The sequence below is a fragment of the Methylothermaceae bacteria B42 genome, assembly GCA_001566965.1.
Taxonomy (GTDB): Bacteria; Pseudomonadota; Gammaproteobacteria; order Methylococcales; family Methylothermaceae; genus Methylohalobius.
Genome location: LSNW01000030.1, coordinates 201,158 through 215,074, shown reverse-complemented (window position 1 = coordinate 215,074; position 13,917 = coordinate 201,158). Strand labels below are relative to the sequence as shown.

The 13,917-nt window shown below is 52.9% G+C and carries 13 protein-coding genes; 5 read left to right on the top strand and 8 right to left on the bottom strand.

The window, feature by feature from the left end:
* Positions 1-13 precede the first annotated feature (13 nt).
* The gene (locus tag AXA67_09875) at positions 14-241 is read left to right on the top strand and encodes a hypothetical protein (GenBank protein ID KXJ40601.1); all 228 of its coding nucleotides are present in this window, start codon (positions 14-16) and stop codon (positions 239-241) included.
* A gap of 15 nt (positions 242-256) precedes the next feature.
* On the opposite strand, the gene AXA67_09870 is transcribed toward AXA67_09875, so the two are convergent.
* The gene (locus AXA67_09870; GenBank protein ID KXJ40600.1) at positions 257-1,006 is read right to left on the bottom strand and encodes a phosphoserine phosphatase; all 750 of its coding nucleotides are present in this window, start codon (positions 1,004-1,006) and stop codon (positions 257-259) included.
* Between the two features lie 115 nt (positions 1,007-1,121).
* Between AXA67_09870 and AXA67_09865 the strand changes: the two genes are divergently transcribed.
* Entirely contained in the window at positions 1,122-1,637 is a 516-nt protein-coding gene (locus AXA67_09865) for an RNA pyrophosphohydrolase (GenBank protein ID KXJ40599.1), read from the top strand.
* A 9-nt stretch (positions 1,638-1,646) separates the two neighbouring features.
* Here the strand turns inward: AXA67_09865 and AXA67_09860 are convergent, their stop codons facing one another.
* From AXA67_09860 to AXA67_09830, 7 genes are read right to left on the bottom strand one after another with little or no spacing between them, the layout of a single operon-like run.
* Positions 1,647-2,483, bottom strand: a complete 837-nt coding sequence (locus AXA67_09860) for a hypothetical protein (protein ID KXJ40598.1) — start codon at positions 2,481-2,483, stop codon at positions 1,647-1,649.
* Positions 2,471-3,796 carry an N-acetylglutamate synthase gene (locus AXA67_09855; protein KXJ40597.1) on the bottom strand — a complete coding sequence of 442 codons (1,326 nt, stop codon included), beginning with the start codon at positions 3,794-3,796 and terminating at the stop codon, positions 2,471-2,473. Before AXA67_09855 ends, AXA67_09860 begins: the two co-directional genes overlap by 13 nt.
* Entirely contained in the window at positions 3,784-4,908 is a 1,125-nt protein-coding gene (locus tag AXA67_09850; GenBank protein KXJ40657.1) for an acetylornithine deacetylase, read from the bottom strand. Before AXA67_09850 ends, AXA67_09855 begins: the two co-directional genes overlap by 13 nt.
* 23 nt (positions 4,909-4,931) lie before the next feature.
* Positions 4,932-6,626, bottom strand: a complete 1,695-nt coding sequence (locus AXA67_09845) for a dihydroxy-acid dehydratase (protein ID KXJ40596.1) — start codon at positions 6,624-6,626, stop codon at positions 4,932-4,934.
* 30 nt (positions 6,627-6,656) lie between these two features.
* A complete protein-coding gene (locus AXA67_09840) occupies positions 6,657-7,337 on the bottom strand; it encodes a hypothetical protein (protein ID KXJ40595.1) in 681 nt (226 codons plus the stop codon).
* Positions 7,330-8,238, bottom strand: coding sequence for an ornithine carbamoyltransferase (locus tag AXA67_09835; GenBank protein ID KXJ40594.1), 909 nt, complete (start codon positions 8,236-8,238; stop codon positions 7,330-7,332). Before AXA67_09835 ends, AXA67_09840 begins: the two co-directional genes overlap by 8 nt.
* Positions 8,235-9,404, bottom strand: a complete 1,170-nt coding sequence (locus AXA67_09830) for an acetylornithine aminotransferase (protein KXJ40593.1) — start codon at positions 9,402-9,404, stop codon at positions 8,235-8,237. Before AXA67_09830 ends, AXA67_09835 begins: the two co-directional genes overlap by 4 nt.
* Positions 9,405-9,738: 334 nt before the next feature.
* Here AXA67_09830 and AXA67_09825 point away from each other — a divergent pair, with 334 nt between their 5' ends.
* Genes AXA67_09825 through AXA67_09815 form a run of 3 tightly spaced genes read left to right on the top strand, consistent with a single transcriptional unit; the run spans position 9,739 to position 13,792 of the window.
* On the top strand, positions 9,739-11,046 hold the full coding sequence (locus AXA67_09825; GenBank protein KXJ40656.1) for an N-acetylmuramoyl-L-alanine amidase: 1,308 nt from the start codon (positions 9,739-9,741) through the stop codon (positions 11,044-11,046).
* Positions 11,043-12,842, top strand: coding sequence for a DNA mismatch repair protein MutL (mutL, locus tag AXA67_09820; protein ID KXJ40592.1), 1,800 nt, complete (start codon positions 11,043-11,045; stop codon positions 12,840-12,842). The genes AXA67_09825 and mutL overlap by 4 nt, the downstream gene beginning before the upstream one ends.
* The gene (locus AXA67_09815) at positions 12,842-13,792 is read left to right on the top strand and encodes a tRNA dimethylallyltransferase (GenBank protein KXJ40591.1); all 951 of its coding nucleotides are present in this window, start codon (positions 12,842-12,844) and stop codon (positions 13,790-13,792) included. Before mutL ends, AXA67_09815 begins: the two co-directional genes overlap by 1 nt.
* Positions 13,793-13,917 lie beyond the last annotated feature (125 nt).

Here is a 13,917-nt window from a genome sequence, read left to right as displayed (position 1 = left end):
TTACCTGATTAACATGCATAGCGATTTTGAATTGGATACTTCCGGCCTAAATTGCCCCCTGCCGTTATTGCGCCTGAAAAAAATCCTCAATGAGATGGAAAGCGGGCAAGTAGTGCGGGTCATTGCCACGGATCCCGCTTCCGTCCTAGATTTTGGCGTTTTTAGCGACCAAACAGGTAATCAAATTTTAGAACAAAGAGAACATGAAGGGGTGTTTTACTACTGGATCAGAAAAAAATGATCATCGCAGTCGCCGTTAGGCATTTTTTGTTTCCATGGGAAGATCAGCCTTAACAGGAGATAACATCACCGGGTCTTTTCCTGAACGTAAGGACAGTATGGGCCAGTCCTTTTCTTTCGCCGCCTTCTCCAATTGAGGGTCAGGATCAACCGCCACCGGTTGGCTGACTTGCTGTAAAAGCGGTAAATCATTGTGGGAATCACTGTAGAAGCAACTTGTGTCGATAGGATTATCTAAATTTTGCAGCCATGCTTGAAAGCGCTGGATTTTTCCTTCCTGAAAACAGGGGATGCCGGAAAAACGGCCGGTATAGCGCCCTTGCTTGAATTCAGGCTGGGTGGCAATGAGATGCGGGATGCCAAACAACTTGGCAATGGGCTCTGTGACAAAGGCATTGGTGGCGGTGATAATCACCAGCACATGCCTTTGCCGGCGGTGCGAATCCACCAGCTTTTTTGCGGCGGGTAATAAGATGGGTTGAATTTTTTCCACAATAAATTGTTCCCGCCAAAGATGAAGCTGGGAAACCGGGTGCTGACTCAAAGGTTTTAAGACAAATTCGAGAAATTCGGCAATATCGAGCGTGCCGCTGCGGTAGTCCTCGTAAAAACGACTGTTTTCCGATTCGTACCATTGACGTTCGACAATGCCTTTTTCCACCAAGAACTGCCCCCAGAGATAATCGCTATCTCCTCCGAGCAGGGTGTTGTCCAGATCAAAAAGGGCGATTTGATTCGAAGAGGGTGAAATGAAGTTATTGGGCATCACTTGCGCAAACCAATGAGCTTGTGTAGGTTATGAAAAGATTTAAAGTCTTAAAAATGCTATTTTTATTTAAGCAAAAAGCAAATTTTATCATTGATGGGTTTTCTGTTTCGCGATGATTGATGCCAAAGGCTATCGTCTCAATGTAGGTATTGTCCTTTGTAACGATGCTGGCCATGTATTTTGGGCCAGACGGGCAGGTATGCAATCATGGCAATTTCCCCAGGGGGGAATTAAACAAAATGAAGCCCCGGAAGAGGCTTTATACCGGGAGTTGTATGAAGAAACCGGCTTGTCCACCAACGATGTGGAAATTATCGGCCGTACCCAGGATTGGTTGCACTATCGATTGCCTTCCCGCTATATCCGTCGCAATTCCCGCCCATTATGTATCGGCCAAAAGCAAATTTGGTATCTGCTTAGGCTGCAGTCGGAAGAAAGCAACATCCACTTAGAGCGTACTGGAAAGCCGGAGTTCGATGCCTGGCGCTGGGTGGATTATTGGTATCCGCTGCAAGAAGTGGTTTATTTCAAGCGGGAAGTCTATCGAAAGGCATTGACGGAGTTGGGGGCGTATTTGATTTCCGAGTCGGTGCCTATTGATGCAGGTGGATTTCTGTCAGCGAAATAGCGCTACGGGTTAATAACCCGCTTGAAAAAAATCCAGGCCAGGCGGAAGGTGATCCAAACGTTCAATCTGAGTATCTATTGCGCCATCGCAGTGTAGATGCAGCCATCGCCAGCCCGCAGGCTTGGTGTCGAGAGCAAAATCCGACGCGTGGGGTTTGAACTGGAAACAGGTAGACGGTGAACTCATGAGTGTCAGCGAATGATACTGGCTGACAAAGTCCTGATGGACATGCCCAAAAATAATGCATTTTACTTGCGGAAAACTGGACGCCAGTTTCAGGAATGCCTCGCCGTTTTCCAGTTGCATGGTATCCATCCAGGCGCTGCCAACTGGTACCGGCGGGTGGTGGAGTGCGATGAGGGTTGGCATGGACGTGGTTGCCAAATGAGCGCGCAAAAACTTAAGTTCATTCTCGGAAAGCAAGCCCTGGGGGGAATCATTTTTTTTGCTGTTCAACAGCAGGATTTGCCAATGTCGGGTAAGGATACGTCGGGGGCAGGCTATGGGTTTTTGACAGAGATAGGCTAGCATGTGCCCCGGTTCGTCATGATTCCCCGGAAGACAGGCACAAGGCACTGTGAAAGGTTGGAACAGCTTATGCAGCCGTTGATAGACAGTGGGCGTAGGCGTTTGCGCCAAGTCCCCGGTGAGCAGGATAAGATCTGGTGGCCACTGGGGCGATCGTTGAATGTGGTCGAGCACGTCTAACAGGCTTTTTTCCGTATTGACGCCCATTAACGTATCTTCTGGTTGTTCCAAAAGATGGCAATCAGTCAGTTGCAGAATTTTAAAAGTATTGGTGCTCGGGGTAATGGCAAGCGTATCGACGGAAGTTAAGTCAGCCATTTGATCAATACCTTTGAATTGCGCTTGTAATTGAGACATTGCCTGCGTTGCAGGGGAAGCTGATCAAAATCCGCCAATTGGAAACCCTTTTCAATAAACCAGTGGGTAGTCCGGGTGGTGAGAAGGAACAGTTGTTTCAGTCCTTTTTCCCGGGCCAGGTTTTCAATATGGTTGAGCAACCTTAATCCCCGTTGTTGGCCACGATATTCTGAGTGTAGCGCTAAACAGGCGAGTTCGCCGGCATGTTGTTGTGGAAAAGTGTGCAGAGCCGCGCAGCCAATAATCAAACCGTCCCGTTCGATGACGATGAAATCGTCAATTTCCATTTCCAGTTTTTCCCTCGGCCGTTTCACTAAGATGCCTTCCTGCTCTAAAGGCTCGATTAATTCCAGAATGCCGCCGATGTCTTCTAGGTGGGCGGGTCGCAATTGTTCAAAGGGTTCGGCTGAAATTAATGTGCCTTGCCCTTCCCGGGTAAAAAGCTCCAAAAGCAGGGCGCCATCCATATGCCTGTCTATCAGATGAACCCTGCCGACACTTCGGCGGATGGCGGAGACTGCGGCTCGCACATGATCAGCGATGTCTGGCGTAAAAGCGTCTTGCTCCAGTAGGGCTTCGGCTTCATTGTCCGTCAAGTGGGAGGGCATTTGGGAGGTACTTTGCACTTGACAAGGCCCTTCGGTAAGTATCAACAGTTTATCGGCTTTTAAAGCGCCAGCGACAGCGGTAGCAACTTCTTCGGCCCGCAAGTTGAATACTTCCCCGGTTGGGGAATAACCTAAAGGGGATAACACGACGATATTTCCGTCGTTGAGTTGGTTTTGGAGCGCTTCGTTTTTCACTCCCCGCACTTCCCCGGTATGTTGTAAATCAATCCCTTCCAGCACGCCAAGTGGTTTGGCGAGAACGAAATTGCCGGAAGTGGTCAGCAGGCGCAGGCCAGCCATCGGTGATTCCGCAATCCCAAGGGAGAATAAGGCTTCGATTTCCACCCGGGCCACGCCAGCGGCTTCTTTGACGCACTCTAAAGCTGGCGCGTCAGTAATGCGCAGGCCGCTGGGGTGATAGTGACACGCAATTCCCTTGTGCTTTAACCGCGCTTCAATTTGGGGACGAAGTCCGTGGACCAGGACCAAACGAATGCCCAAACCGTGCAACAAGGCAAGATCGTGGATCAGGTGGGAAAAATTATCATCGAGCAGCGCCTCGCCCCCAAACATGACCACAAAGGTTTTACCCCGGTGGGCGTGGATATAGGGGGAAGAGCTTCTGAACCAGCGAACGTAATGATTGATGTCAGTCATGGCAGGCATAGCTTCTCGATAAGTTGCCGGATTAAATGTACCGCAGGTTCAATATGACTGACGGGCAAATATTCGTCGGGTTGGTGGGCCTGGTCGATGGACCCTGGTCCCATGACAATGGTTTCCAAGCCAAGGCGGGTTAAAAAAGGCGCTTCCGTGGCGAAGGAAACCGCTTTGGCCGTTTCACCCGAGAGAGATTCGCAAAGCTGGACAATCTCGGCGCCGGCTGGGGTTTCGAAGGGTGGCACGCCGTCGAATAAAGGCTCAAGCCGGGCCTTGAGTTTTGGGTGGACGCGCAGGGCGTCTTTTACTTTATGTTGCAGCGTTTCCCGTAATTGATCCACGGACATTCCCGGTAGCAGACGAAAGTCCAGATGAGTCCGGCAGTGTCCGCAGATCCGGTTGGGACTGTCGCCGCCGTGAATCGCTCCAAGGTTTAAGGTAGGGTAGGGAACCTGAAACTCTGGATGATGCATTTGCGCCAGTTGGTCACGCCAGAGGAGCAGGTTTTGTAATACCGAGACCATGCCTTCCAGGGCATTGGCGCCCAGTTCCGGATTGCTGGCGTGGCCGCTATGGCCATGTACGTGGATGGTTTCCATCATCACCCCTTTGTGCATGCGAACAGGCTGGAGCAATGTTGGTTCGCCGATGACCGCATAGCGTCCCGCTGGGAGGCCCAGCGTTTCAAGACTCCGCGCGCCGGACATGGTGCTTTCCTCGTCGCAAGTGGCGACAATGATGATGGGTTGACGCAGGCGTTGGCTGTCGATGGTGCGAATCGCTTCCAGCGCCAGGGCGAAGAAGGATTTCATATCCGCGCTGCCCAGCCCGTAGAGACGACCATCCTTTTCGGTCAGGCTAAAGGGGTCGTGGGACCAAAGCCCTTCATCAAAGGGGACAGTGTCGGTATGCCCGCTCAAAACCAATCCTTTTGTTTCCCCTTCGGGGCCAAGGGTGGCAATGAGATTGGATTTGTTGGGGGTAACCGGTTGTAGGTGAATTCGGAAACCCAGGCTTTCCAGCCACTGCGCCAGCAGGTGAATGACGCCCAGATTGGATTGATCCAACTGGGAATCGGGGCTGCTGACCGAAGGTTCGGCCACCAGCGCCCGGATCATTTCCCGGATGCCGGGGAGAGTCACTACAACTCCAGATCCCGGTCGGTGACTGCGCCTTCAGAAGCGGAATTGACCAGCGCCGCGTATTTGGCCAGCACCCCGCGGGTGTAACGGGGCGCGGGTTTTTGCCACTGGGACAGACGGGATTGGATCTCCTCGTCGCTTAAATGCAAATGCAGTTCCCGCTTTTCCGCGTCGATGGTCAGGGTGTCGCCGTCTTTGACAATCGCCAGCGGTCCGCCCACATAGGCTTCCGGAGTGATATGGCCCACCACCAGGCCGTGGGTGCCGCCGGAGAATCGCCCGTCGGTAATCAGCGCCACGTCTTTGCCAAGGCCCTTGCCCATCACGGCGGAGGTGGGTGACAGCATTTCCCGCATCCCTGGGCCACCTTTGGGGCCTTCGTAGCGGATGACAATGACATCGCCTTTTTGTACCGTGCCATCGAGAATGCGTTGTAGCGCTTCCTCTTCGCACTCAAAAACCCGGGCTGTGCCGGTAAAACTTAAGCCCTCCTTGCCGCTGATTTTGGCCACCGCGCCTTCCGGCGCCAGATTGCCTTTGAGAACAACCAAGTGGCTGTCTTTTTTGAGCGGATTCTCCAGAGGCTGGATGATATCTTGATTCGTGGGATAGGGAGGTACGTCCACCAGATTTTCCGCCAGGGTTTTGCCGGTGACGGTGAGGCAATCGCCGTGAAGCAAGCCTGCTTCCAGCAGCATTTTCATGAGAGGCAAAATTCCGCCAATTTCAATCAGGGCGGCCATATGATAACGGCCGCTGGGCTTCAGATCAGCCAGTACCGGCGTTTTCTGCCCGATGCGGGTAAAATCGTCCAGGGTGAGCTTCACGCCGCTGGCATCGGCCATGGCCAGCAAGTGCAGTACGGAGTTGGTGGAACCGCCCAGGGCGATGACCATGGTGATGGCATTTTCGAAGGCTTGCCGGGTCATGATATCGCGGGGTTTGATGTCCTTTTCCAATAGTGCCAGCACTGCTTGGCCAGCCCGCTCGCAATCTTTTTGTTTGTCCGGGGAGACGGCCGCCTGGGCGGAACTGCCGGGCAGGCTCATTCCCAAGGCTTCGATGGCCGAGGCCATGGTATTGGCGGTATACATGCCGCCACAGGAACCAGGGCCAGGGATGGCTTTTTCCTCAATGGCATGGAGGGTATCGTCGTCGATTTTGTCGTTGGCCCGGGCGCCGACCGCTTCAAATACGGAAACGATGTCGAGATTTTGGTTTTGGTGGCAGCCGGGCAGAATCGTACCGCCATAGACAAATACCGCTGGCCGGTTGAGGCGGGCGATGGCAATCATGCAGCCGGGCATGTTTTTATCGCAGCCACCGATGGCCACCAGACCGTCATAGCCTTGGCAACCGATGACAGTTTCAATGGAATCGGCAATGACTTCCCGGGAAACCAAGGAATACTTCATGCCCTCGGTGCCCATGGAAATCCCGTCGGAGATGGTGATGGTATTGAAAATCACCGCTTTCCCGCCATTTTGATCGACTCCCTGGGCGGCATTGTCCGCTAGGTGATTAATGTGCATATTGCAGGGGGTGACCATGCTCCAGGTGGAGGCGATGCCAATTTGAGGTTTTTGAAAATCCTTGTCTTCAAAGCCGACGGCCCGCAACATGGCCCGGCTGGGCGCGCGTTCCATGCCGTTGACGACTTGAGAAGAAAAGGAGCGTTTTTTATCGGAAGGCATAAGAATATCTCCGCTTGCGATGTCAAAAAATTATAAGCTGTCCCAGCCCGGTTTCCGGCGCCAGCCCAGGCGCGGCAAGATCAGGCCCAGGACAATGCCGGCGAAAAGCACGCCCGCGCCGATGGTGAACCAGCTTTGGCCGCTTTCGCTTTCCAGGGCTTGTTTTTCCAGTTTAACTTTTTGCAGTTCCCGCTCCAATAGCACGACCCGCTCCCGCAGTTGATTGCGCTCGGCTTCTATTTCCAAGGCATGGGCGGCGGTTTTGCGAATCCGTTTTAGCTCGGACTGGAGGCGGGCGGAAAGTTCGCTGAGTTTGCCCTTGTCTGAAGCAGCTTGTGCTTGCCGGGCTGTCAGGGAAGTCAAGGCATCCTTTAACTGCTTGTTTTCTTCTGAAAGTTGTTGCAGCTTCCGTTCTAATTCCGGCAGCTTGACCCGAGCTGGGAGTTCTTCGGTCAAAAACCGATCCAGTACCCACCCCCGCTGGCCATCTTCCAATTGCACTTTGCTGTAGCCACTTTTGCTGTCTCGCTGCAAGACGGTTACAGGCGTACCGCTTTCCAGCTGCTTGAGGATTTTATAGTCTAGTCCCTTGCCGGCGCGCAGTTGCACTACCAGTTGATCGTTGATATAAGCTGCTTCCCCCGCCCAGATCAAGGGTTGCCAGGCCAGAAAGGTGAGCAATGCTAATAACTTTACGGCATTTTCAGTCATTGTGATAAGGCGAAAGCAAGAATTCAAGCAGCGCTTTTTGCGCGTGAAGGCGGTTTTCCGCCTCGTCCCAAACCACGCTTTGGGGGCCTTCCAGCACTTCGGCACTGACTTCTTCCCCCCGGTGAGCGGGCAGGCAGTGCATGAAAAGGGCATTGGGGGCGGTCAGCGCCATCAGCAGGGGGTTGACCTGAAAACCGCGAAAGGCTTCCATGCGTTGCCGTTGCTCGTCTTCCTGGCCCATGCTGGCCCAAACATCGGTGACAATCAAATCGGCATTCCTGGCCGCGGTCTCTGGTTCGTGAAAAAGGGTGACGTGGTCGCGGGCTTGGACCAGGGCTTCGGCTTCTGGTTCATACCCTGCTGGCGCGGCGATATTTAAATGGAAATCCAAAAGTTGGGCGGCGTTCATATAGGAATAACACATATTATTACCGTCCCCAATCCACGTCACAGTCTTGCCGGCGATGTCGCCACGGTGTTCGAAATAGGTCTGCATGTCCGCCAGTAATTGGCAGGGATGATAGCGGTCGGTGAGGCCATTTATCACCGGAACGCTGGAGTATTCGGCAAACCGGGTGACAGTTTCGTGTTTGTGGGTGCGAAGCACAACGCTGTCCACCATCCGTGACAGTACCCGTGCGGTATCTTCCAGGGGTTCGCCCCGTCCCAATTGGGAGTCCCGGGGGGATAGAAAGATGGCAGCGCCCCCTAACTGGACAATTCCGGCTTCAAAAGAGACCCGGGTACGGGTGGAGGACTTCTCGAAGATCATGCCCAGGATTTTGTTTTTCAAAGGTTCATAGGGGGCCTTTATTTTTTTAAGTTCCATCGCCCGGTGGATCAGGTTACGGAATTCTTGAGCGGTAATATCTTGGAGAGTGAGAAAGTGGCGCACATTCATGAAGGCAATCCTGTGATTAAACTTGATAGTGTTTCTATGAGTTCTTTTGCTTGTTGGTCAGTAAGAATAAGCGGCGGCAGTAAGCGGACGACTTGTTCGGCGGTGACGTTAATCAGAATGCCTTTTTTCAAGGCATCGTTGACCAGGGAGCCACAAGGTATCTTTAATTCAATGCCCAGCATCAACCCCCGTCCCCGAATCTCTTGGAGGTGAGACAGACCACTCAGGGATTGACTGAATCCCTCCATGAGTTGTTCTCCCAACTGTTGGGCCCGGGAAATCAGGTTTTCTTGTTCCAGGGTTTTGATGACGGCCAAAGCCGCACTGCAAGCCAGAGGGTTTCCCCCAAAGGTGGAGCCGTGCATGCCGGGTTTGAGTATATCCACCGCTTTACCCCGGACCAGGCAAGCGCCAATGGGGAAGCCGTTACCCAAGGCTTTGGCGAGGGTCAGGACATCGGGGGTGATATTTTCATGTTGGAAGGCAAACCATTGACCCGTGCGTCCCATGCCGGTTTGCACCTCGTCCAGTATCAGCAGCCATTGGTGACGGTTGCACAAGGCGCGCAGTTGCGTGAGGTAATCGGAAGCAGGTATTTTGATCCCGCCTTCCCCCTGTATGGGCTCAACCAAAACAGCCGCGATTTGGTCTTTGTCAGCCAGTGACTCAATGGCCGGGATATCATTAAATGGAACCCGCACAAAGCCTGCCACCAGCGGTTCGAATCCTTGATGTACCTTGGGATTGCCGGTGGCGCTCAAGGTTGCCAGGGTGCGTCCGTGGAAACTGTTATCCATCACCACAATCAGCGGTTTTTCGATGCCTTTTTGATGGCCGTAAGCGCGGGCGATTTTAATAGCCGCCTCGTTGGCCTCGGCGCCGGAATTGCAGAAAAAGGCTTGCGCCATGCCGCTTAGCCGAACCAGTTCGCTGGCCAATGCTTCCTGACGCTCGATTTGAAAAAGGTTGGAGGTATGCCATAAACGCCGTGCTTGTTGGCATAAGGCTTCGGTCAGGGCGGGATGCGCATGGCCCAGCCCGCAAACAGCAATGCCGGAAATGGCGTCCAGATAGCGGTTGTTTTGCGTATCCCATAGCCAGGCGCCTTCGCCGCGGGTGAAGGTGACCGGCAATCGGGCATAGGTTGGCATTATTGCGCTAGCCATGGTTTTTCTTCTCTAACAGTGGTAGTCAAACAGTTAAAAACAAAAAAGGCAGCCCCATGACTGCCTGATAGTTCCAAGGATTGTCCCATTATTACTTTAGTGCTTTGAGAAGAGTTAGTAGAATTTATCCCTCCGTAAAATTCTACCCTTTGACTATTTCCCTTGGAACCAAGTATAGAAACCCCTTGAAATCAGTATTTTATTTGAATCTATACGAATGAACAAGTGCTTGATTGTTAGGTTTATACTACAATTTTTTGTTTATTCGCAAAAAGCATAAAAATTGAACTATAATCCAACTATCGTTCCTTGATTTCCTGGGAGTCCCGCCATGATGTGCAGGGCCATTGCCGTATTTCTGCTGCTGATTTTTTCGTCGATTGCATGGGCCACGGAAGTATTGGGTGTGCGGTATTGGCAGGCGCCTGATAAAACCCGTCTGGTCTTTGACAGTTCCGGGCCTGTTAAACCTAAGGTATTTACATTGGATAATCCCCGGCGTTTGGTGATTGATTTACCGCAGGTCCGCTTGAAATCCGCCATCCCTCAGCCGAAAAAAAAGCTTCGATTTTTGCGTAGAGTTCGTGCCGGAAAACCCAGGTCAGGCGTTTTGCGTTTGGTTTTGGATCTGAAGACCGAGGTTAAGCCAAAAGTTTTTCCCCTTGCCCCCAATGCCCATTATGGCCATCGTTTGGTGGTGGATTTGTTTGCTAAAACAACTGCGGGCAGCCAGCCAAAAGCCAAGGCTAAGGTTGTCAAAAAAAATCCAATTGAGAAGGCCCGGTTTCGGGAGGTGGTGGTGGCGATTGATGCCGGCCACGGGGGCGAAGACGCCGGCGCCATTGGGCGAAGGGGAACCCGGGAAAAAGACGTGGTGTTGGCGGTGGCCCGCAAGCTGGCCAAGCTAATCAATGAAAAGAAAGGCATGAAGGCGGTTTTGATACGCGATGGCGATTATTACATTGGTTTGCGGAAAAGGATGGAACTGGCCCGCAAAGCCAAGGCGGATTTGTTCGTTTCCATTCATGCGGATGCATTCAGGCATGCGCGCGCAAGAGGGGCTTCGGTGTTTACTCTGTCCGAACGGGGTGCGTCAAGTGAATTTGCCCGATGGGTGGCCCGGCGTGAAAACCAGTCGGATTTGGTCGGCGGAATCAAACTGCAAAAAAAGGACGAGACCCTCGCCCGGGTGCTGTTGGATCTTTCCCAAACGGCGACCCGGGAGGCCAGCCAGCAGATCGCCAGGGAAATTTTGGAGGAACTGAAAAAGGTGGGCAAGGTCCATTCAAGAAAAGTGCAGCAAGCGGGGTTTATGGTGCTGAAGTCTCCCGATATTCCCTCGGTACTCGTAGAAACCGCCTTTATTACTAATCCTCAAGAGGAGAGAAACCTGCGTAGTTCCAAGCACCAATGGTTCCTGGCCAAGGCGATATTTCACGGAATCCTCGATTATTTTGCCCAGGAAGCGCCGACTGGAACTATTTTGGCGGAGGAGCGCCGGCACGTGATAGCCCGCGGAGAAACCCTTTCTGGAATTGCCCATCGCTATGGTGTCAGCATGAAACGCTTAATGTCCTATAACGCTCTGCCCCATACCCGGATCCGGCCAGGACAAGTCTTGCGGATTCCCTTGGAGGGATGAGCCGCATACGCCAATTGCCGCCGCAGTTGATTAATCAAATCGCTGCGGGCGAAGTTGTCGAGCGCCCGGCTTCGGTGGTCAAGGAATTGGTGGAAAACAGTCTCGATGCTGGCGCCGGCCGGATCGACATTGCCATTGAAGGGGGCGGAATCAGCGCCATCAAGGTGCGCGATAACGGCAAGGGAATTCCCAGAGAAGATTTGCCGCTCGCAGTGGCCCGCCACGCCACCAGTAAAATTTCGACCCAAGGGGATTTGCTCGCTGTCCGCAGCCTGGGCTTCCGGGGGGAGGCGTTGCCGAGTATTGCTTCCGTGGCCCGTCTTGTGATCACTTCCCATACCGAGGAAAGCGCCACCGGCTGGCGTTTGCAGGTCAGCGCCGATCAGCCTGAATTGACACCCGCCGCCCATTCTGTGGGAACCACGGTGGAAGTGACGGATTTGTTTTACAACATTCCTGCCAGGCGCAAATTTCTTCGCACGGAAAAAACCGAATTTGGCCATATCCAAACCTTTGTGGAGCGGATGGCGCTCAATCGCTTTGAAGTGGGTTTCAGCCTGCACCATAATCAGCGTCCAATTCGGCAATTCCAGCCGGCAAAAGATGATGCCGGCAGGGAAGCCCGGGTGGCTTCCATATTGGGCCGGGAATTTATGAAGCATGCACTGGCGGTGGAATTTGCCGCTGGAGATTTGATGCTCAAAGGCTGGATTGCCCAACCAGGCTTTACCCGCAGCCAGGCGGACATGCAGTTTTGGTATATCAATGGCCGCTTGGTGCGGGATAAGTTATTGAATCACGCGCTGCGTCATGCCTATCGGGACATACTGCCCCACAACCGACAGCCGGCGGCGGTATTGTATCTGGAGATGGACCCGAGGCTAGTGGATGTCAATGCCCATCCCGCCAAGCTGGAAGTGCGGTTTCGCGACAGCCGGAGTGTCCATGACTTTATCGCCCGCTCTCTCCAGCGGGCGTTGGCGGAAACCCATTTTCCAACGGCCGGCCCTTCATCTTTGCATATTCCAACCCAGGAGGAACAACAACACAAGATTCAAGGAAGTGGTTATTCCAACCGGGGATATGAACGGTCATCGTCTAAACCGCCTGCCCAAGTGAATGAAAGCCTCGCTTTTTACCAGGAATTGCATGGGGCGAAAGTGCCGGCAGCCACTGAACCTGCAAGCGAAGCGCAACCATCAATAGCACATTCCCACCCCTTGGGCTATGCCATCGCCCACCTGCACGATGTTTATATTTTGGCGCAATCGGAAAACGGGTTGATTTTGGTGGATACCCATGCCGCCCATGAGCGTATTGTTTATGAAAAACTCAAACGGCAAATGGCTGAAGGTAAAGTCATACGGCAACCGCTGTTATTGCCCTTGACGATATCCGTCTCTAGACGGGAATCGGCACTGGCGGATGAAAATTCGGATCTGCTGCGGGAAATGGGGCTTGTCATTGATGTGATGGGTCCTGAGCGTTTGGTAGTCCGGGAAGTGCCCGCTCTGTTGGCCAAGGCTGACGTGGCGGCATTGGTCAAGGATGTGTTGTCGGAGCTTGAGCAAATGGAGGTGTCTGATCAGATTAACACAGCGCTATTGGAGCGCCTGGCGACCCGCGCCTGCCATTTTTCTGTCCGGGCGGGACGTCGGCTGACGATTGAAGAAATGAATGCACTGCTGCGGGAGATTGAGCAGACCGAACGCAGCGGACGTTGTAACCACGGCCGTCCCACCTGGGTAGAGCTGGATTTCAAGACCCTCGATGGTTTCTTCAATCGCGGCCGTTGATGTTTGATCCGCTGCCTGTCGTTTTGTTGATGGGGCCGACGGCTTCGGGCAAATCCGAATTGGCTGTTTCCCTGGCGCGCCGCATCAACGGGGAAATCATTAGCGTCGATTCCAGCCTGGTGTACCGGGGCATGGATATCGGCACCGCCAAGCCGCCGTTGGAGCTGCGCGCCGAAATTCCCCATCATTTGATTGACATACTCGATCCAGCCCAAAGTTTTTCCGCCGGGGAATTTCGCAATCAAGCCTTGAAACTGATTGAAGCGGTCATCCAGCGTGGCAGATTGCCTATTTTGACGGGCGGCACCATGTTGTATTTTCATGCCTTATTAAACGGATTGGCGGAATTGCCCGTTGCAGACTCTATGGTCAGGGCTGAAATCGATCAGGAAGCTCGGCAAGTTGGCTGGCACGCCATGCACCGGAAATTGGCCAAAATCGATCCCTGGTCCGCCGTCCGGATTCACCCCAATGATGTTCAACGGATCCAAAGGGCATTGGAAGTGTATGCCGTTTCGGGTAAGTCCTTGTCCGATTGGATAGGAGAAAACCGTCAATCTCCATTTCCATTTGCCAAGGTGTCATTGATAGTTGCTCCGAAAGATCGGGCTATTCTGCACCGGAGAATCGAGCGCCGTTTTTATCAGATGCTGGAGCAAGGCTTTATTGAAGAGGTGCGGGCGCTTTATCAGAGAGAAGATATGCAACCCGACCTCCCGTCCATGCGGAGCGTGGGGTACCGGCAAATATGGTCATATTTGGCGGGCGAAATCGATCGTAATACCATGATTAGCAGAGCCATTGTTGCCACCCGGCAGTTGGCAAAGCGTCAATTCACTTGGCTGCGAAAGTACCAAGATGCGGTTTGGCTTGATGCTGAAGATAGCCAACTCACCCAGGCTGCGATTGATAAGATAACCTGTAATATCAATGGTTTATTAGATCTATAAAAGCGCGGCATTTCACTTTGTCCAGCCGTTCCGTACTGGACTGATCTCCCGGCTCTTTGGTATAGTTCCTCAATTCAAGAAAATAAATTTTCCACTTTCCATCGGTAAAACAACATAAGGATGGA